This is a genomic window from Stenotrophomonas maltophilia group sp. Smal32 (assembly GCF_030237085.1).
GTDB lineage: Bacteria > Pseudomonadota > Gammaproteobacteria > Xanthomonadales > Xanthomonadaceae > Stenotrophomonas > Stenotrophomonas maltophilia_Q.
Map to the genome: position 1 here is coordinate 1 of NZ_JASJSI010000018.1, position 19,827 is coordinate 19,827.

Sequence of the window (19,827 nt, forward strand, 5' to 3'; positions counted from 1 at the left end):
CCCCCCCCCCCCCCCCCCCCCCCCCCCCCCCCCCCCCCCCCCCCCCCCCCCCCCCCCCCCCCGAGATTTTTTTATTTTTCGGGCCACCAAGATTAATAAAAAATTTTTATTGGGGGGGGGGGTTTTTTTTTTTAATAGTGTGTGTGTGTTTTTTGGGGGGGTGGGGGGTTAACAACGGAGGGCGTGGGGGGGGTTTGGGGTGGTTGGGGGCGCCCTGGGGGCGGGGGGGGCGGGCGGCGCGGCACGCCCTCGACTCTACATAAGGCAGCGACAAGGATGCGACCATGGCAGACCCCTACAACAGCGGCAACCCGACGACCTCACTGGCACGTTTCGACGATTCACTGGTCACCACCGCCTTCGAGCTTCCCGGCCACCGGGTCGTGCGCAACCTCGGCGTGGTACGCGGCATCACCGTGCGCTCGCGCTCGATCGTCGGCAATTTCCTCGGTGGCATCCAGACCCTGTTCGGCGGCAACATCACCATCTACACCGAACTGTGCGAACAGGCGCGCGAGGAAACCTACCGCGACATGGTCAAGCACGCGCGACAGTTGGGCGCCAACGCGATCATCGGCATGCGCTACGACGCCACCGATGTGATGACCGGGCTGACCGAGGTGCTGTGCTACGGCACGGCCGTGGTGGTGGAGCCGGTGCGTTGATGCTGTAGAGCCGAGCCCATGCTCGGCTCAGGCGCAAGACAGCCGAGCGTGGGCTCGGCTCTACAGAGGGGTCTCAGGCACTTCGACCTGCTGCACCGGCAGGGTCACCATCATCACCGTCGGGTCGTCCGGGTCGAGCCTGGTCTTGAAGCCCAGGCTCTGGCACATCGCCAGCATGGTGCTGTTCTCGCGCAGCACCTGGCCCTCGACCACATCCAGGCCCAGCCACTTGGCGTACTCGATCATGATCGCCATCAGCCGCCAGCCGATGCCGTGGCCCTTCAGGTCCGAGCGGATCAGGATGCCGTACTCGCCGCGGTGGTAATCGGCATCGGCGTGCAGGCGTACCGCGCCGAGCATTTCGCCACTGCGCGGTTCGATCGCCACCAGTGCGATCGAGCGCGCATAGTCCAGCTGGGTCAGGCGCGCGATGAATTCGTGGCTGAAGTGCTTCACCGACTGGAAGAAGCGCAGGCGCAGGTCTTCGTCGCTGACCCGGGCGAAGAACGCACGGAACAGTGCATCGTCTTCCGGCCGCACCGGCCGCACGAACGCACGGCCGCCATCGGACAGTTCGATGGTGCGCTCCCACTCCTTCGGATACGGGAATACCGAGAAGCGCGGATGGCCACGTCCCTTGTGCAGGATGCGCGACGGTGCCACCGCCACGCGTGCGTCGAGGGCAAGAATGCCCTTGCTGTCGACCAGCAGCGGATTGATGTCCAGCGTGCGCACTTCGGGAATGTCGGCGGCCAGCTGTGCCAGCTTAACCAGTGCAAGGGCCAGCGCGCGCTCGTCGGCAGCCGGTACATCGCCGTAGGCCTTGAGGATGCGCGAGGCCCGGGTCTGTCCGATCAGTTCATGGGCCAGGCGCAGATCGAGTGGCGGCAACGCCAGCGCCTTGTCGTTGATTACTTCTACTGCAGTACCGCCACGACCGACCACGATCACCGGGCCGAACGTTGCGTCATCGGCAATGCCGACAATCAGTTCACGCGCCTTCGGGCGAACAATGGTCGGCTGCACCAGCAGGCCATCGATGCGCGCGTCTGGTCGCAGCTGCCGCGCACGCGAGAGGATCGCGTTGGCCGCGCTCTGCACTGCCGGAAGCGTCGCAAGGTTCAGGCGCACGCCATCGACTTCCGACTTGTGCGGAATGTCCGGCGACAGAATCTTCAGCGCCACGCTGGCACCACGCTCCAGCAGCGGCTGTGCCAGGTCCATCGCCTCGTGCGCATCGCGCGCGTGCATCACCGGCGCGGAGGGAATGCCGTAGGCCTTGAGCAATTCGTGGGTAGCCAACGGATCCAGCCACTGCTGGCCGTTGGCCAATGCCGCATCGACCAGCGCGCGTGCGGCCACCGCGTCGACACTGAAGTCCTGCGGCAGGCTGGGAGGTGTTTCCATCAGCGCGTTCTGCGCCTCGCGGTAGCGCACCAGATGCTGGAAGCCACGCACGGCTTCGGCCTCGGTCGGATAGGTCGGCACCCGTGCCGCGTTGAGCGTGGCGGTGGCCTGGTCGTCGTTGCCCAGCCACACCGCGAATACCGGCTTGTCGCGGTGATGGCGTGGGCGCAGGCCGAGCGTGCGGGTAAGTGCCTGTGCGGCGTCTGCGGATGAAGTGAATGCGGTCGGCACGTTGACCACCATCACCGCATCATTCTCGTTGTCGGCCAGCAGCGCATCGATGGCGGCGGCATAGCGCTCACCATCGGCGTCGACCACGATGTCGACCGGATTGCTGCGCGACCAGCCCTGCGGCAGCACGGCGTCGAGCTTTTCGACCGTGCTGTCGGACAGGTTGGCCAGCGTCCCACGCAATGCGACCAGCTGGTCCACGGCAAGGCGGCCGACACCGCCACCATTGCTGAGAATCGCCAGGCGACGACCGGGGAACGTCCCCAACCGCCCCAGCGATTCGGCGGCGGTGAACAGTTCGTCCAGCGCGCCCACGCGCAGCAGGCCGGCACGGTTGAACGCGGCGCCGTACACGTCGTCGGCGCGGGCCAGTGCCTGTACATGGGTATCACGACTGCCCGGCTGCACGCGTTCGGCGCGACCGGATTTCACCACCACCACCGGCTTGGCACGCGCGGCGGCACGTGCGGCCGACATGAACTTGCGCGCATCCTTGATCTGCTCGACATAGAGCAGGATGGCGCGGGTGCGGTAGTCGGTGGCGAAGTAGTCGAGCAGGTCGCCGAAGTCGACGTCCATCGTGTCGCCCAGCGACACCACGGCGGAGAAACCCACCGAACGGGCCACGCCCCACTCCACCAGCGCCGCGGCAATGGCGGAAGATTCGGAGATCAATGCGAGATCGCCGGCCTGCGGGAAATGCGCGGCGATGCTGGCATTGAGCCGCGCGTGCGGCGCGATCACGCCCAGGCAATGCGGGCCGAGGATGCGCAGGCCATGCTTGCGTGCCACCGCTTCCACCTGCGCCGACAGCGAGCCCGGGCCTTCACCCAGATGCGCGGTGAGGATGATCGCCGCCTGCACGCCGCGTTCGGCGGCGGTGCGCACCACCTGCGGCACGATCGCCGCCGGTGCGGTGATCACCACCAGGTCCGGCACCCAGTCCACGTCCTTCAGCCGCTTGACCGTGCGGATGCCATCGATCTCGGCATGCCGCGGGTTGATCCACGCCACCTTGCCGGGGAAGCCGGTGCCGCGCAGGTTGCGCATCACCGCGCGGCCAGCCGAGCGCTCGCGCGGGCTGCCGCCGATCACCGCGACCGACTGCGGACGGAACACGGACTGCAGGTGGTAGGTACTCATGCGCCTACGGTAACCAAATTCCAGGGCGATGGGGTCAGATCCCTTTCCTGCGGAAAGGGATCTGACCCCCGCGTGACCGTGGCGCGTGCCCACCAAGGTGGGCACCTACCAGAGCAGTTACAGCAGGGTGCCGTGCAGGATCATCGCGGCGATACTGAAATAGATCACCAGGCCGGTCACGTCCACCAGGGTAGCCACGAACGGGGCCGAGGCACTGGCCGGGTCGAAGCCGAGGCGCTTGAGGATGAACGGCAGCATCGAACCGGACAGCGAGCCGAAGGTGACGATGCCGACCAGCGCCGCGCCGATGGTGATCGCCAGCAGGATCCAGTGCTCGCCATAATCATGCAGGCCGCCGAGCTGCCAGATCACGATGCGCACGATCGCCAGGCAGCCGAGGATGGCGCCCAGCACCATGCCGGTGGGGATCTCGCGGATGGCCACCTTCCACCAGTCGCGCAGGCGCAGTTCGCGCAGCGCCAGGCTGCGGATCAGCAGCGAGGTGGCCTGCGAGCCGGAGTTGCCGCCGGAACTCATGATCAGCGGAATGAACAGGGTCAGCACCACCGCGCGCGCCAGTTCGTCCTCGTAGTGCTGCATCGCGCTGGCGGTCAGCATCTCGCCCAGGAACAGCACGCTCAACCAGCCGGCGCGCTTGCGCAGCATCTCGAAGAAGCCGATCTGCATGTACGGCTTGTCCAGCGCTTCCATGCCGCCGAACTTGTGCGCGTCCTCGGTGGATTCCTCGATCAGCGCATCCAGTACGTCATCGACGGTGACGATGCCAAGCATCTGCTGCTGCGCATCGACCACCGGGATCGCCAGCAGGTCGTGGCGACGGATCAGCCGTGCCACTTCTTCCTGGTCCAACAGCGCGTCCACCGTGACCGGCGGATTGACCTGGGCCACGTCCAGGATCGACTCCTCCGGCAGGCCGGTGATCAACCGGCGCATGGTCACCACCTGCTGCAGCTGCTGGGTGGCCGGGTCCAGCACGTAGATCGCGTACACCGTCTCGCGGGTGCGCTCGACCTGGCGGATGTGCTGCAGGGTCTGCGCAACGGTCCAGCTGGCGGGCACGGCCACGTACTCGGTGGTCATCAGCGCACCGGCGGTGTTCGGCGGATAGCTGAGCAGCTTCTGGATGGTCTGGCGGGCATCGGTACCGAGCAGCGGGATCAGCCGTGCGCGTTCTTCTTCGTCCAGCTCGTGGACGATGTCGGTGGCCCGGTCATCAGCCATCAGCCCGAGCAGTGCGGCGGCGCGGGCCGGCGGCAATGCGGCCACCAGCTCGCCGCTGCGGTGCAGCTCCGGCGCTTCCAGCATCTTGACCGCACGCGGCAACGGCAGCGCAGCCAGCGTTTCCGCGGCGCGCACCAGTTCCAGCGTGTTGAGGAATTCCACCGCGTCGGCGGTGTTGTAGTTCGCCAGCGGCGCGGCCAGGGCGGCGGCATCGGCCACCGGGCGCAGCAATTGCTTCTGGTTCATCGGGTTTGCCTTGTGGGGTGCGACCTCGCGCAACGCCAACGCAGGCAAACCGTCCCGATGTCAGGCGGTGGCCATCGCTGGCGTCGAACGAGGTCGACTTCTACTGTCGCTGGACATGGGTTGGGGACTCCGGGATGCGTGTACTGGCGGACGCGCCGCCAGCGGCGGGCAGTCTGGACCCGTGGGCCATGCAGGTCAACCCGGTCCCGCAACGGCAGCACCCTGCCCCGCAGGTTGTTCTCGTGCGTACACAGACCGGCGCGCATAATGGCGCGGTGGTGTTCGCCACGCTTTCTCCACCCGAACGGACGCACAGCGGGCTCCCCCGATGACCAGGTATTCCCATGCATAGCGGTGGTCTGGAACTGGCCCTGGTGCTGCTGCTGGCGGCGGTCATCGCCGTGCCGGTGTTCAAGAAATTCGGCTTCGGCGCGGTGCTGGGCTATCTGGCGGCCGGCGTGGTGCTGGGCCCGGACGGGCTGGGCTTCGTGCAGGACGCCGACCGCATCCTTGGCGCCGCCGAGATCGGCGTGGTGATGCTGCTGTTCGTGATCGGACTGGAGCTGTCGCCGGCACGCCTGAAGGTGATGCGGCGCTCGGTGTTCGGTGCCGGTGCGGCGCAGGTGGCGCTGTCCGGGCTGGTGCTGGGCGGCCTGCTGCTGCTCGACCACTTCCAGTGGAAGAGCGCACTGGTGGTGGGTGTGGCGCTGGCGCTGTCATCCACGGCGGTGGGCCTGCAGCTGCTGTCCGAGCACAAGGCGATCAACAGCGACCACGGCCGGTTGGGCTTTGCCATCCTGCTGTTCCAGGACCTGATCGCGATCCCGCTGCTGGCGGCCATTCCGCTGCTGGGCGGGGTCAAGAATGAAACCCTGCGCTGGGAAGATGCGGCCGTCGCGCTGGGTGCGCTGGCGGTGGTGATCCTGTGCGGGCGGCCGGTGCTGCGCCGGGTGTTCAGCACCATTGCCCGCACCCGCAGCCCGGAAGTGTTCACCGCCACCGCGTTGCTGGTGGTGCTGGGCACCGCCTGGTTCATGCAGGAAGCCGGCCTCAGCCCCAGCCTCGGTGCCTTCCTGGCCGGCGTGCTGCTGTCCGACTCGGAGTTCCGGCACGAACTGGAATCGCAGATCGAACCATTCAAGGGCCTGCTGCTCGGCCTGTTCTTCATCGCGGTGGGCATGGGCATCGACCTGGACCGCATTGCCGCCGAGCCCTGGCTGATTGCCGCGGGTGTCGGCATCCTGCTGGTGGTCAAGTTCAGCCTGCTCTACGCGGTTGGCCGCGTCGCCCGGCTCAGCCCGCGGCAATCGCTGCTGCTGGGCAGCGTGCTGTGGCTGGGCGGCGAGTTCGCCTTCGTGGTGTTCAACGAGGCGCAGCGCGCGCACCTGCTGGGCAACGCCAACCACGACCGGCTGGTGGCGATCGTCGGCCTGTCGATGGCGATCACGCCGCTGTTGATGATTGCGCTGTTGAAACTGCTCGGCCAGGAGAAAGCCGCGCCGCGCGAGCCGGCCGACGCCGACAAGGTGGCACCGGACAACCGGCCGAAGGTACTGATCGCAGGCATGGGCCGCTTCGGCCAGGTGATCGCGCGCCTGCTGACCGCGCAGAAGGTACCGTTCGTGGCGCTGGAGGCGAACCCGGATACCGTGGCCGACCTGCGCCGCTTCGGCAACCAGCTGTATTACGGCGACCCGACCCGGCCGGAGATGCTGCGCGCGGCCGGCGGCGAGCACATCGATGTGTTCGTGATCACCGTGGACGACCCGGAAACCAACCTGCGTGCGGTGCGCATGGTGCGCCGGCTGTATCCGGACGCGACGGTGCTGGCGCGTGCGCGCAACCGCCAGCATGCGTGGCGGTTGATGGACATGTCGGCCGAGCCGTTCCGCGAGGTGTTCGGCACCAGCCTGGAGATGAGCGGCCGCGTGCTGACCGCGCTGGGCATTGCGCCGAACGTGGCCGAGCGCCACGTGCAGCGTTTCCGCGAGCACGACGAACAGCTGCTGCGCGACCAGTACCTGGTCTACGACGACGAGGCGGCGGTGATCCAGACCTCGCGCGATGCGCGCAACGACCTGATGCACCTGTTCGAGGCCGACGCGGAAAGCGACGACAAGTAGGCGTGCCGGCCAGCGGTCGGCACCCACCCGAGACCGGATCCCAAAGTCTTGGGGTCAGAGCCCTTTCCGTTGGAAAGGGATCCGACCCCGGATCCTCAGCCGTTGTCGCGCAGGAACCGCGCCATCGACGAGACACCCGGCACGCGCGGTTCGAACTCGCCGGCCACATCGATGAAGCCCCGCATCACCGCGATCTCGCGCGGGCTGCGGTTGAGGCTGTCGCGCACTTCCGGATCGGCGCCAGCGCGCAGCAGGCGCTGCACCAGCAGCGGCAGGCCATGCAGCGCCGCCAGGTGCAGTGGACCGAAGCCGCGCGGGTCGCGCACGTCCAAGCTCACGTCTTCGTCCAGCAGGCGTTCCGCCGCGGCCATCACCACCTGCTCGTCGCAGGCGGTCCCGGGCTCGGCGCGGGCGCCCAGCAGCAGCAGCAGCGGCGTGACCGAACCGGCCGCGGCCTGGTCCGGTTCTGCACCGGCCAGCAGCAGGGTGTCGAGCAGCGCGAGCAGGCGCGAACGGTCGCGGGCACTGAAGCCGTACAGCGCGGCACAGTGCAGCGGGCCCAGCTGCTGCGCGTCACCTGCGTGCACGTCGGCACCGGCAGTGAGCAGGCGCGCGACGATGTCCGGCAGGCCCAGCGCAGAGGCCAGCATCAACACGGTCACTCCGCCCGGCAGGCGGTGTTCCAGCTTGGCGCCGGCGTCGAGCAGGGCCGAAACGATATCCACCTGGCGCATGCTGACCGCCGCCGACAGCGGCGTGGCACCACTGGCCGCAGCGTGCTGCGGATCGGCACCACGCGCCAGCAGCAGGTCGGTCACCGCCAGATGGCCGCCACCGGCGGCGCGCAGCAGCGCGGTGCAGCCCTGTGCATCGACCGCATCAACGGCAAAGCCCAGATCGATCAGGCGGCGCACCGCATCGACGTCACCGGCCATTGCGGCGGCCGGCAGATCGGCCTCGCGCAGGGTGCGGCGCGGCAACGGCCACACCCGCCAGTCCAGCCAGTCGGCCAGATCGCGGCGGCCAATCGACAGCGCCACGCCCAGCGGCGTCTGGCCATCGGCGGCGCGGGCTTCCGGCGAGGCGCCGTGCTGCACCAGCAGCTTCAGCGCACCTTCGCGGGCCAGCGCAGTGGCCAGATGCAATGCGGTCATGCCGTGGCTGTCGCGCGCTTCGCGATCCACGCCCGCCTTCAGCAGGGCCTGCTGCAGGCGCAGCCAGCCCAGGCGCACCGCCAGCGAAAGCGGCGGATCACCGGCCGGCGAAGCTGCGAACGGATCGGCGCCACGCTCCAGCAGTTCCAGCGCCAGCTGTTCCAGGCCGCGCGCCGCCTGGTCGTGCTGGGCGCAGGCGGCAAGGAAGCGCGCCAGGCCGCCACGGCCGGCCGGCGACAGGCCACGCTGCAACATCACCTGCAGCGCCGGCACCGCATCGATGCCGCGCGACAGCAGGGCGAACATCGGCGTATCGGAACAGGCGTCGCGCACGTAGGGATCGGCGCCGTGGCCCAGCAGCCAATCAACCGCGCGCGGCTCCAGCGCCAGTTCCGGATCGAGCAGCAGGCCACCCAGTTCTTCCGGCTGGCACAGCTTGGCCAGCGCGGCCATGCCTTCGGTGTTGCCGAAGCCCAGCGCTTCGCGCAGCAGGGTCAGCGGCGGGCGGTCCGGCAGCAGGCCACTGGCACCGGCGGCTTCGCCACGCTCGGCCAGGCCGTCACTGACCGCGGCCGGCAACGGATAGGAGGGATCCAGCAGCGCGACGATCGCCCAGCGGCCGGCTTCGGCAGCGTAGTCCACCGCGCGGCGACCGACCGGATCGGTCGCGTCGGCGGCGATGCCCAGCTCCACCAGGCGCTTGATCAGCAACGGCGAGACATCCTCGGCCATCACCGCCAGCTGCACCGCGTTGCGGCCTTCGCCGTCAACGGCAACCAAGTCCGGCTTGTGCGGCAGCAGGTGTTCGACCACCGCGGCACGCCCGGCACGGGCGGCTTCCAGCCAGGGCGTGCGCCCCAGTGCATCGCGCGCTTCCAGGTTGGCACCGGCGGCCAACAGCACGCCGATGATCTCCACATGCCCGGCCAGCGCCGCCTCGTGCAGCGCGCTGCGGCGCTGGCGGTCGCGGGCGTCGGCACGTGCCTTGTGCTTGAGCAGCAGCTGCACGCCAGCCGGATCGTCGTCTTCGGTGGCAGCGGCGGCCAGGAGCACCGGGGTGCCCTCTGCCGGTTCGCTGCGTGCACCGCGTTCGAGCAGGAAGCGGGCCAGGCGCCAGTTGCCAACCTGGCAGGCCACCGCCAGCGGCGACCAGCCATCGCGGTTCAGCGCGTCGACTTCGGCGGCGGCATCGCGCAGCAGCGCGGCCACACCCGGGTCGGAACTGCGCGCGGCATGGTGCAGCGGCGTATTGCCATCGCTGTCGGTAGCACGCGAGTCGGCACCGTTGGCGAGCAGGGTCATCACCGCTTCGGGGCGGCCATGCCAGCTGTCACGCGTGGCGGCCAGCAACGGCGTCATGCCGCGGTGCGGCGCGTTCACGTCAACGCCGCGGGCGATCAGTTCGCGCAGCAGGCGCAGGTCCGGCAACACCGCGGCCAGCACTGCCAGGCTGCGCTGGTCGCGCCAGTTCGGGTCGGGCAGCGCATACGGATCGGCGCCGGCCTGCAGCAGCTGCAGGCCACGGTCGATGCGGCCATGGCGGGCGGCTTCATACAGTGCCGGGGTCAGCTCCTGCGGTGCCATCGCCTCCAGCGGCGCGGTCTCGGCCGCGGCGGCGAACATCGGTTCGTGTTCGTGGCTGGACGTCGCCAATGGGCTGGAGCGCAACGCCACCAGCGGCGCCGGCTTGACCCGCTGCAGCAGCAGATGCAGCAGCGGTGACAGCAGCACCACCGCCAGCGCGGTGGGCCAGCGTGCGCTTTCCGGCAGCAGGCCCGGCCAGGCGGGCAGCACCACCAGCGCGGCCAGCGCGATCACCAGCGCGGCCACGCCAAGACCGCGCCAGGCGGTCAGGTCGCGACCGGCCAGCGCCTGCCAATGGTGGGCCAGGCTGCCATCAAGCCGTTCGACATCGTTCCACAACGGCCAGGTGCGCCAGGCCGCGAGCAGGCCGGCACTGACCAGCACGCTCAGGCCCAGCACCGCCGCAAGGCTGCCGCTGTCACGCAGTGCGGCCAGCGGCCAGGCCAGCAGCAGCGCCAGCAACACCGGCGCCGCCGACCACAACGCCAGCAGCGCCGGCAGGTCCTGGCGTGCAACCACCTTCAACGGCAGCAGCGCGCGGCTGCGCCGCCACCACGACACGCCCAGCGCGAACACCGGTTGTGCCAATGCGGCAAGGACGGCACCGGCAACGCCGCCCACGGCAGCGCCCAGCGCCAGCAGGGCGCCGGCAGCGAAGGCGATCGACAGGGCGCGCGGACGGGAGGCGTCAGTCATAGTGGCGCGGCATCAGGCTGGCCACCGACGGCGGCACCTGCAGGTAGAACCCGCGCTCGCTCATTTCACTGCGAACCTTGTCCGGGTCGGCCTGGGCCAGGCGGCGCTGGGCATCCAGAGCCACGTCCAGGACGAAAGTGAGCGCACCCAGCGAGGTGAGCAGCGGCGCAGGCAGCGCGCTGAAATCATCGCGTCGGGGAACGTAGACGTAGGTGTCAGGCTTGAGTTGGCTTTTATAGACGTAGGCGTGCATGTCCGCGGGACGATAACCCGGGAAGAGCCATGATTGTGTCGGAAAGCCGACACCGGGGAAAGCCGTCAGCCGACGATGGCGGCGGGATCAACGGCGTTTCCCCGACGGGGTTCAGCAATGTGGCGGCGGCGTTCAGGCAACGCCACCGCCCTGCGGTCGCTTACTTGACCTTGGCGTAGGTGCCCTTCAGCGCCACGCCGGCGACGAAGGTACCGGCCCAGCACTCGTAGTTGGTGCTGCTCTTGAACTCGTTCTTCTTGTAGTAGCTGACGATGTCGACCACCGCGTTTGCACCGCGCGACCTGGCGCCATCCTGCAGCGCGCGCAGCGCCGACAGCGCGACCCAGCGGCAGGCTTCGGCGTCGCTCTTGTTGGCGGCATTGGTCTTCTTGTTGGTCACGTCTTCGCCCAGGCGCTGCTGCACGCCGACCGGCTGGCCGGCCAGGTAGAAGCGCACGCTGCCGTCAATGCCGGCGTCCCTGGCGGCCTGCGAGCTGACCAGCTCCTGCAGGGACTGCTCGAGGCGGGTATCGCGGGCGGAAGCGGTGGAGGTCAGGGCCAGCAGTGCGGTGGCCGTGGCGATCATCAGGGTGCGGCGCATCGGAACATCTCCTTGTCGAGGGTGCGGGTGGGTTGCGGAAAAAGGCGGGATGGGACGGCGGATCATTCGCTCCAGCGGCGGAACACCAGCGAGGTATTGATGCCGCCGAAGGCGAAGTTGTTGCTCATCACGTACTCGGCCTGCAGTTCGCGGCCCTGCCCGGTGATGAAGTCGAGCTGGCCGCAGCGCGGATCGACCTCGGCCAGGTTCAGGGTCGGCGCGAACCAGCCGGCGCGCATCATTTCGATGCTCAGCCAGGCCTCGAACGCACCACAGGCACCGAGCATGTGGCCGACGTAGCTCTTCAGCGAGCTGATCGGCACGCGGCTTCCGAACACCTGCGCGGTGGCCTGGGTCTCGGCGATGTCGCCGTGATCGGTGGCGGTGCCGTGGGCATTGACGTAGTCGATCTGCGCCGGCTCCAGGCCTGCATCTTCCAGCGCCAGGCGCATGGCGGTGGCCATGGTGTCGGCGCTGGGCTGGGTGACGTGCTGGCCATCGCTGTTGGTGCCATACCCGACCACCTCGGCAAGGATGGTGGCGCCGCGTGCCTGCGCGTGCTCCAGGTCTTCCAGGATCAGCGTGCAGGCACCCTCGCCCAGCACCAGGCCATCACGGCCGGCATCGAACGGGCGCGGCGTGGTCTGCGGCGCGTCGTTGCGCACGCTGGTGGCGAACAGGGTGTCGAACACCGCCGCAGCGGTGGCGTCGAGCTGCTCGGCACCGCCGGCGACCATCACCGTCTGCTTGCCGCTGCGGATCGCTTCATAGGCCGCGCCCACGCCCTGACTGCCCGAGGTGCAGGCGCTGGAGGTGGTGTAGACGCGCCCGGACAGGCCGAAGAACACGCCGATGTTGACCGGCGCGGTGTGGCTCATCATCTTCAGGTAGGTGGTGGCGCTGATGCCATCGGTGGTGAACTCGTTGAGCATGCGCCCGAACTCACCGGTGGCTTCGTGGCTGCCCGACGAGGAACCGTAGGCCACGCCGGTGCGGCCGCTGCGCAGCACCGGGTGCTCGTGCAGGCCGGCCTCGCGCAGCGCCACTTCGGTGGCGCGCACCGACATGATCGCCACCTTGCCCATCGAGCGGGTGGTCTTGCGGTTGTAGTTCGGCGGCAGCTCGAAGTCCTGCGCCGGCGCGGCCAGCTTGGTGTTCAGGCCGGCGTAGACATCCCATTCGGGCATCGTGCGCACCGCGTTGCGGCAGCTGCGCAGGTGCGCTTCGATGGTCGGCCAGTCATGGCCGAGCGGACTGATCGCGGACGCGCCGGTCACCACTACGCGACGATCGGCGGCCATCAGAGCATGCCTCCGTTCACCGAGATCACCTGGCGGGTGATGTAGCCGGCCGGCTCGGACAGCAGGAACGCCACCGTGGCCGCCACTTCGTCGGGACGGCCGACACGGCCGGCCGGAATCAGCTTGAGCGCGTGTTCAACCACTTCGTCGTTGAGCATTTCGGTCTCGATCAGGCCCGGGGCCACGCAGTTGACGGTGATCTGGCGGCTGGCCAGTTCCAGCGCCAGGGCCTTGGTGGCGCCGATGATGCCGGCCTTGGCGGCACTGTAGTTGACCTGCCCGCGGTTGCCGGCCAGGCCGGACACCGACGACAGGGTGACGATGCGGCCCGGTTTGCGCCGCCGCACCATCGGCATGATCAGCGGATGCAGTACGTTGTAGAAGCCATCCAGGTTGGTGTGGATGACCTGGTCCCAATCGTCGGCCGACAGTGCCGGGAAGGCGCCATCGCGGGCGATGCCGGCATTGCAGACCACGCCGTAATACGCGCCGTGCGCTTCGACATCGGCCTCCAGCACGGCGCGTGCGGCCTCTCGATCGGCCACGTCGAACATCAGCACGCGGGCCTGCTGGCCCAATGCGTGGATCTCGGCCATCACGGCCTGTGCCTCATCCAGGCGGCTGCGGCAATGCACCACCACGTCGAAGCCATCGCGCGCGATGCGCAGCGCAATGGCCCGGCCGATGCCCCGGCTGGCGCCGGTCACCAGCACGCTTCGATTCCCTGTCATGCCTGTCCACTCTCCAGATAGGCCATCGCATCGGACGGTTCGAACACCGACACGTTGGCTGTCGCCCATTCGTCCTCGCCCGCCAGGATGCGGCAGGCGAACATCCCCAATCCATTGTCACCCAACAGCTCGCAGCGCGCCTGTACACGCAGTCGCGAGCCGCTGGGGAAGCTGCTGCGCGCGCTGTTGTAGCGGCGGCTGCCGAGCAGGAAACCGAGCTGCGGCGGCTTGCCGGCCGCACGCGCACGGCAGCCGGCCCAGGCCGCGATGGCCTGCGCCATGTACTCGATGCCCACCCAAGCCGGCACTTCGTGGTTTTCCACGAACAGGCCGGCCTCGGGCACCACCAGTTCGGCCTCGATGGCGTCCTGGTCCCAGTGCGTGATGCGCTCCAGCAGGCACATGTCCTGGCGGTGCGGCACCACCTCTTCAATCGCATACAGCATGTTCATCGGCGCTCCAGCGCCAGTACGGCATTGCTGCCGCCGAAGGCGAACGAATTGCTCAGCACCCGCCGCGGCGGCTGTGCCAGGCACGTGGCGGGTGCGACCAGCGTCAGCGTCGGCAGCGCGGGATCGGCCACGCCGTCCCACCAGTGCGGCGGCAGCTGCTGCTGCGGATTCTCGGCCAGCAGGATCCAGCACAGTGCGGCTTCGATCGCGCCTGACGCGCCCAGCGTATGGCCGGTCAGCGGCTTGGTCGAACTGGCCGGAACGCCGTTGCCCAGCACCTGCGAAACCGCAAGGCTTTCCATCGCATCGTTGTGCCCGGTGGCGGTGCCATGCAGGTTCACGTAGTCCACTTCATCGGTGGCCCAGCCGGCGCGCTGCAGCGCCTGCTGCAGGGCATCGATGGCGCCCAGGCCCTGCGGATCGGGCGCCGACATGTGGTGGGCGTCGGCCGATTCGCCCCACCCGGCCAGGCACACCGGACCCGGCTCGCGGGTGAGCAGGAACAGTGCCGCGCCTTCGCCGATGTTGATGCCGGCGCGGTGCTGCGAGAACGGGTTGCAACGCGACGCCGACACCGATTCCAGCGCGCTGAAGCCAGCCACGGTGAAGCGGCACAGCGAGTCGGCACCGCCGGCGATGACCGCATCGACGATGCCGGCGCGCAGCATGCGCGCGGCCGACATCAGCGCCTTGGCGCTGGACGAGCAGGCAGTGGACAGGGTCCAGGCCGGCCCCTGCGCGCCACTGCGCTGGCGCACGAACTGCGCGGCGGTGCCCATTTCCTGCTGGGCGTAGTCGAACCCCGGCGGCCACTGGCCCTGTTCGGCGTGGGTGCGCAGCGCCTGCTCGGATTCACCGATGCCCGAAGTGCTGGTGCCCAGCACCACCGCCACGCGCTCGGCACCGTGGCGGGCGATGGCGGCGCTTACCGCCGGCGCGATCTGCACCAGGGCCACCTCCAGCAGCGCGTTGTTGCGCCCGCGCAGGGCGGCCGGCAGGTCCTCCAGCGCCGGCAGCGGCGTGCGCACTTCGCCCAGCGCCAGGGTGCGCCCCGGCAGCAGGTGGTCGTTGTCGCTGAGCCCGCCCGGCACGTCGGCGAACATCGCCGACGCCACCGCGGCGCGGCCCTCGCCGAGCGCGCAGACCACGCCCAGGTCGTTCAGGTAGATCGGTGCACTCATCGGTCCTGCCCGGCCATGTCGATCGATTCGATGCGCAGTGCATAGCCTTCGGCGCGGTTCTCCAGCTGCACGCTGCCATCGTCCAGCCGTTGCAGCTGCAGCCACACCACGCCATCGCGCGACAGGCTGCGCTGCTGGCCGTCGTCGCTGACCTGCCAGCCGGCCGGTAGCGCGGCAGCGATGGCGGCGGTCGGCCACAGCGCGAACTGCAGGTCATCCAGCACACGCTCGGCACGCACCTGCGGCGGCAACCACGGCGCACGCTGCTGGGTCAGCTGTCGGCCGTCCCATTGCAGGCGCACGCCGGTCTGGCCCATCGCCTGCACCGCCAGCTGTACCTGCTGGGTGTCGGCTTCCAGCAGCGCATCGAGGTCGCGCTCGTGGCTGCCGAAGCGGAAGTGCAGCTGCTGCTGCAGCGCCAGCGGCGCCGGCAGGCTGGTCGGCGACAGGCGCAGCGGCGGCAGCTCCACCTGTGGCTTGGGCATGCGCCCGGCACAGGCGGCCAGCAGCAGGCACAGCAGCAGGGCCGCAGTACGGAAGATCAGGCGCTGCACAGTTCCTCCAGCACGCGCATGCGGCGGCCACTCTCGTCGGCCACATACGGGTTGTTGGTGTCCCAGGCGTATCCGGCCAGGATGGAACTGATCATGTTGCGTACTTCCGGCTGCTGCTGCGGGTGGTAGATGATCTTCTGGAAGCCGCCCTGGTACCAGCTTTCCACGAAGCGACGGAAGGTCTTCACGCCCGCGCGCAGCGGCCTGGAGAACTCCGCCTCCCAGTCCACGGTTTCACCGGCATAGCGGCGCTTGAGGCACTCGCTGGCCAGCTGCGCGGACTTGAAGGCAATGGTCACGCCGGACGAGAACACCGGGTCGAGGAACTCGCCGGCGTTGCCCAGCAGCGCATAGCCCGGGCCCCACAGCGAGCTGACATTGGCCGAGTAGCCGGTGATGCGGCGCACCGGCAGCACCGCCCATTCGGCATTGGCCAGCAGCCCGGTCAGGTTGGGGTCCTCGCCGACGATGGCCTGCAGCTTCTGCAGGTCGTCGCCTTGGTAGCGCTCGAAGAACGACGGCTCGGCGACCACGCCCAGCGAGCAGCAGCCGTTGGAGAACGGAATCGTCCAGTACCAGACGTCGATGTGCTCGGGGTGGGTGGTGATCAGGATCTTGTTGCGGTCGAAGTCCGCTTCGGCCGGGATGTTGTCGCGCACGTGGCAGAAGATCGCGCCGCGCACCGGGAAGTTGGACGGCGACTCCAGCTGCAGCAGGCGCGGCAGCAGGCGCGCAAAGCCGGAGGCATCGAGGATGAAGTCGGCTTCGATGCGGTATTCGCTGCCATCCGGGCGGCGCACGTTCACCGCCGGCTGTTCACCGGGTTCGACCGACAGCACTTCATCACCGAAGCGCAGCGTGGTTCCCATGCGCTCGGCGCCGCGTGCCAGCACGTTGTCGAAGTCGGCGCGCTGCACCTGGTAGGTGGTGCCCCAGCCCGGCGAGAACTTCTTCCGGAAATCGAAGGCGGTACGTGCTTCACCGTGCACGAAAGCCGCGCCGTTCTTGTACTGGAAACCGGCCTCGACCACGTCCTGCAGCAGCCCGGCCGCTTCGATGTACTCCATGCTCTGCGGCAGCAGGCTTTCGCCGATGGAGAAGCGCGGGAACTGCTGGCGCTCCAGCATCAGCACCTGGCGGCCCTGCTGGCGCAGCATCGCCGCGGCGACGGAGCCGGCCGGGCCCGCGCCGATGATCAGGATTTCAGTGCGTTCGACAGCATCCACAGCAGTACTCATCGGGGCGTCCTTGTTGCTCGATCAGAGGGAAAGAAGAAAAGCGGAAGGCGGGCTCAGGCTGGCGGCAGATCGTGCGGCGGCGGCCGGAACAGCGGCGAGATCAGCCAGACCAGACCGATGCCGAACAGCAGGGTCAGGCCGAACGCGCGCAGCGCCGGGGTCTGCGACAGGCCCAGCAGGCCGAACGACAGCCAGGTGCTGGCCGCGCCCACGCACACCGCCAGCCATGCACTGGCATCGCCACGGTGCTCGATCAGGAAGATGCCGTAGTCGATGCCCATGCCCAGCAGCAGCATCAGCGCCAGTACGTTGAACAGCTGCAGCGGCTGGCCGAACAGGCCCAGCAGCCCAAGGGTCAGCGCGCCGGCAATCAGGGTCGGGGCAAACACGCGCCAGGCCTGGCGGCGGTAGCGCAGCCACAGCGCACCGAACACCAGTGCAATGCCGACCAGCAGCAGCCCGCCCATCAGCTTGCGGTAGTGGCCCAGCAGCTTGGAGAAATCAGAGGTGCGGTCTACCCAGCGCACGCCGGGCAGGCCTTCGGCGGCACCTTCCAGCGTGGCCAGGGCATCGGCGCGCGACAGGTCATCAACCATCACCACGCTGATCATCTGCCCACCGACCTCACCCACCCACAGGTGGCGGAACGGCTGCGACGCCGGCGAGGCAAGGAAGGCCTCGGCAGTAAGCGGCGCAGCCGCGAACTGCGGTCGCTGCAGCGGCTCGCCCACCGCCTCGGACACGGCATCCAGCACGCCCGGTTCCACCTTCGCGGTCAGCGCCGCATCGGCCTGCTGGCGCGCGGGCGACGGCAACCAGTCGCTGATCGCGCGGTAGCCGCCGATGCGTTTGTCGTCAGCCAGTGCACGCAGGCGTTCGGTCAATGCCTCTTCGCGCTGCAGCAGCTGCGCCGCATCGGCGCCCTGCACCAGGTAGAACTGCGCCGGGCTGGGCATGCCCAGCAGCTGGCTCAGGCGGATCTGCTGGGCCATCAGCGCCGGCGGCGACGACTGCAGGCTGCGCAGGTCGTCGTTGCTCTGCAGGCGCGCGATGCCCACTGCGGACAGCGCCAGCGCAGCCACCACGAAGATCGCCACCGGACGGCGGCCGTGCAGGCGCGGGAATCGCTCCAGCGTATTGCCCAGCCACTGCGAGAAACGGGTCTGGCGGATCTCGCCGCCATCCAGCCACGGGAACCAGAAGATCACCGTGAGAAAGGCGGCGGCCAGGCCGACCACCGAGAACAGCGCCATCTGGCGCAGGCCCGGGAACGGCGCCAGGCCCAGCGCCAGATAGGCCAGCGCGCTGGTCAGCAGGGCCAGCCACAGGCCCGGCAACAGGTGCCGCAGCAGTTTCCAGCGGCGATCGGCCGGCTCGGCCTGGCGCGAGGCGAACCAGTGGATGCCGTAGTCCTCGGCCACGCCCACCAGCGACGCGCCGAACACCAGGGTCAGCACGTGCACCTTGCCGAACACCAGCACGGTGACCGCCAGCGCCACGCCGCAGCCGATCAGCAGCGAGGCGGCCACCAGCAGGATCGGGCGCAGCGAACGGAACGCCAGCCACACCAGCAGCAGCACCGCGGCCAGCGAGCCCCAGCCGATGGTGTTGATCTCCCGGTTGGCCTGTACGGCAGCGGCTTCGGCGTGCAACGGCACGCCGGCATGCAGGATTTCCAGCTCCGGCGCGACCGCCTTGGCCGCCTTCCCGGCACGTTCCAGCAGGCCATCAAGATGGCGCTCGCCATCAAGCTGGAACGCCGAACCCGGCGTATCGAACTGCAGCGCCGCCCAATGCTTGCCCTCGGCCTCGAGCAGGCCGTCATCGCCCAGGCGCAGGCCCGACCCTGCGCCTGCTGCTGCCACCACTGCGGCCACAGCGACAGCGGGTCCTGCCGCCAGTCGGTCAGGCGCGGCGCGCCCATCGGGCCGTACAGCGCAGCCAGTGCCTGCTCGGCCAGTGCCCCGGTTTCGCTGTTCTGCAGCTGGTTGCGCTGGCTGGGAGTCAGCAGGCGATCGCGGTACGGCGCGTAGAACGCGCGCGCCTCATCGAACCAGCCCTCGATGGACCCGCTGGGCACCAGCAACGCGCTGTCGGCATCGGCAGCCATCGCCGCGGCGAACGCCGCCTGCGCGCGCTTGGCGGCGGTGCCATCCTGGCTGCCGAGCAGCACCACCACCTGCCGCGAACTGCCATCGGCGATGCGCCGGGTGACATCGCTCAACAGGCGGTCATGCGCATCCTGCGGCAGCAGCGCGAGGATGTCGGTGTCGATCCGCGACTGCTGGCTCCACAGGTGCCACTGCTGCGCGCCCAGCGCCAGCAGCAGCACCAGCCAGGCGATGCCCAGCCAGTGCCACCAGCGCCGCAACCGGTCCGGCGCGTTCAACGCCACGGCGTCACTCAAAGCGGCGTGCCTCATCGGGGTTCAACGTGGCCGGGGCCTCGCTCAACGCGCTGAACTGGATCTGCGTGCGGTCCTTGTTGGCCTCGACGATCTCCACCTGGCGCACATAGCGGTCACCCTGCAAGGTCAGCGATTCGAAGGCCTTGGCCAGCATTGCCGACTTCGGTGTCAGGCGCAGGCGCCAGCCCTGCCCTTCGCGGCTGGCAGCAACATTGAACTGGCTGGACAGCGCCTGCACGTCGCCGCTCATCAGCGCGAACATGATCGCGTTGACCGAGCGCATCGCCGGCTGCTGCCGCGCGTCGAGCTCGACGCCGGTGCTGCCATCGCGCTGGCGGCTGAGGATGCGGTCGGCAGTGACCACCACTTCAGAAGGGAAGGGCTTGAGCGTGGTCCAGATCACGCCGTGCTGGCGCGCGACCACGAACCGGCCCTGCGAGCGCAGTGGGTTCTTGAAGCCGCTGACCTGTTTTCCCTGGCTGAACTGGCCACGCAGCACGTCGGGCCGCGCCACCGCCTGGGTGATCGCATCGACGGCGGGGTCGGCCGCCTGTACACGCGGTACGGCCACCAGCAGCAGCGCGCACAGCAGCACGCTCGAAACACGGGCAAGCATCG

General features: G+C 69.0%; 14 protein-coding genes and 1 pseudogene. 2 read left to right on the forward strand and 13 right to left on the reverse strand.

Annotated elements, in window-relative coordinates:
- The first annotated feature begins 284 nt into the window (after positions 1–284).
- Positions 285–665: a YbjQ family protein gene (locus QRO91_RS06450; RefSeq protein ID WP_049426729.1), complete on the forward strand. Its 381-nt coding sequence runs from the start codon at positions 285–287 to the stop codon at positions 663–665.
- 60 nt (positions 666–725) lie between these two features.
- On the opposite strand, the gene QRO91_RS06455 is transcribed toward QRO91_RS06450, so the two are convergent.
- Both QRO91_RS06455 and mgtE read right to left on the reverse strand, forming a co-directional pair.
- Positions 726–3,446: a bifunctional acetate--CoA ligase family protein/GNAT family N-acetyltransferase gene (locus QRO91_RS06455; RefSeq protein ID WP_049426730.1), complete on the reverse strand. Its 2,721-nt coding sequence runs from the start codon at positions 3,444–3,446 to the stop codon at positions 726–728.
- 117 nt (positions 3,447–3,563) lie between these two features.
- Positions 3,564–4,934 (reverse strand): magnesium transporter, encoded by a 1,371-nt coding sequence (gene mgtE, locus QRO91_RS06460; protein ID WP_100443719.1) that lies wholly within the window; start codon positions 4,932–4,934, stop codon positions 3,564–3,566.
- A gap of 344 nt (positions 4,935–5,278) precedes the next feature.
- Here mgtE and QRO91_RS06465 point away from each other — a divergent pair, with 344 nt between their 5' ends.
- Positions 5,279–7,057 (forward strand): monovalent cation:proton antiporter-2 (CPA2) family protein, encoded by a 1,779-nt coding sequence (locus tag QRO91_RS06465; protein ID WP_049431716.1) that lies wholly within the window; start codon positions 5,279–5,281, stop codon positions 7,055–7,057.
- A 95-nt stretch (positions 7,058–7,152) separates the two neighbouring features.
- Here the strand turns inward: QRO91_RS06465 and QRO91_RS06470 are convergent, their stop codons facing one another.
- The 11 genes and pseudogenes from QRO91_RS06470 to QRO91_RS06520 all read right to left on the reverse strand — a co-directional run bounded on the left by QRO91_RS06470 (position 7,153) and on the right by QRO91_RS06520 (position 19,825).
- The gene (locus tag QRO91_RS06470; protein ID WP_100443720.1) at positions 7,153–10,491 is read right to left on the reverse strand and encodes an ankyrin repeat domain-containing protein; all 3,339 of its coding nucleotides are present in this window, start codon (positions 10,489–10,491) and stop codon (positions 7,153–7,155) included.
- Entirely contained in the window at positions 10,484–10,744 is a 261-nt protein-coding gene (locus tag QRO91_RS06475) for a YcgL domain-containing protein (protein ID WP_049431711.1), read from the reverse strand. The genes QRO91_RS06470 and QRO91_RS06475 overlap by 8 nt, the downstream gene beginning before the upstream one ends.
- Positions 10,745–10,904: 160 nt before the next feature.
- Positions 10,905–11,345: a hypothetical protein gene (locus QRO91_RS06480; RefSeq protein WP_049431708.1), complete on the reverse strand. Its 441-nt coding sequence runs from the start codon at positions 11,343–11,345 to the stop codon at positions 10,905–10,907.
- 62 nt (positions 11,346–11,407) lie between these two features.
- Entirely contained in the window at positions 11,408–12,646 is a 1,239-nt protein-coding gene (locus tag QRO91_RS06485) for a beta-ketoacyl-ACP synthase (protein WP_100443721.1), read from the reverse strand.
- Positions 12,646–13,377 (reverse strand): 3-ketoacyl-ACP reductase FabG2, encoded by a 732-nt coding sequence (locus QRO91_RS06490; RefSeq protein WP_049431705.1) that lies wholly within the window; start codon positions 13,375–13,377, stop codon positions 12,646–12,648. Before QRO91_RS06490 ends, QRO91_RS06485 begins: the two co-directional genes overlap by 1 nt.
- Entirely contained in the window at positions 13,374–13,829 is a 456-nt protein-coding gene (locus QRO91_RS06495) for a hotdog family protein (RefSeq protein WP_049431704.1), read from the reverse strand. The genes QRO91_RS06490 and QRO91_RS06495 overlap by 4 nt, the downstream gene beginning before the upstream one ends.
- Positions 13,826–15,010: a beta-ketoacyl-[acyl-carrier-protein] synthase family protein gene (locus tag QRO91_RS06500; protein WP_049431701.1), complete on the reverse strand. Its 1,185-nt coding sequence runs from the start codon at positions 15,008–15,010 to the stop codon at positions 13,826–13,828. Before QRO91_RS06500 ends, QRO91_RS06495 begins: the two co-directional genes overlap by 4 nt.
- The gene (locus tag QRO91_RS06505) at positions 15,007–15,564 is read right to left on the reverse strand and encodes a DUF3261 domain-containing protein (protein ID WP_049431699.1); all 558 of its coding nucleotides are present in this window, start codon (positions 15,562–15,564) and stop codon (positions 15,007–15,009) included. Before QRO91_RS06505 ends, QRO91_RS06500 begins: the two co-directional genes overlap by 4 nt.
- Positions 15,552–16,802, reverse strand: coding sequence for an NAD(P)/FAD-dependent oxidoreductase (locus tag QRO91_RS06510; RefSeq protein ID WP_049431695.1), 1,251 nt, complete (start codon positions 16,800–16,802; stop codon positions 15,552–15,554). The genes QRO91_RS06505 and QRO91_RS06510 overlap by 13 nt, the downstream gene beginning before the upstream one ends.
- Before the next feature lie 53 nt (positions 16,803–16,855).
- Positions 16,856–19,209: pseudogene (locus QRO91_RS06515) on the reverse strand (MMPL family transporter).
- Positions 19,202–19,825 (reverse strand): outer membrane lipoprotein carrier protein LolA, encoded by a 624-nt coding sequence (locus QRO91_RS06520; protein WP_285310319.1) that lies wholly within the window; start codon positions 19,823–19,825, stop codon positions 19,202–19,204. The pseudogene QRO91_RS06515 and the gene QRO91_RS06520 overlap by 8 nt, the downstream one beginning before the upstream one ends.
- Between the last annotated feature and the right edge of the window lie 2 nt (positions 19,826–19,827).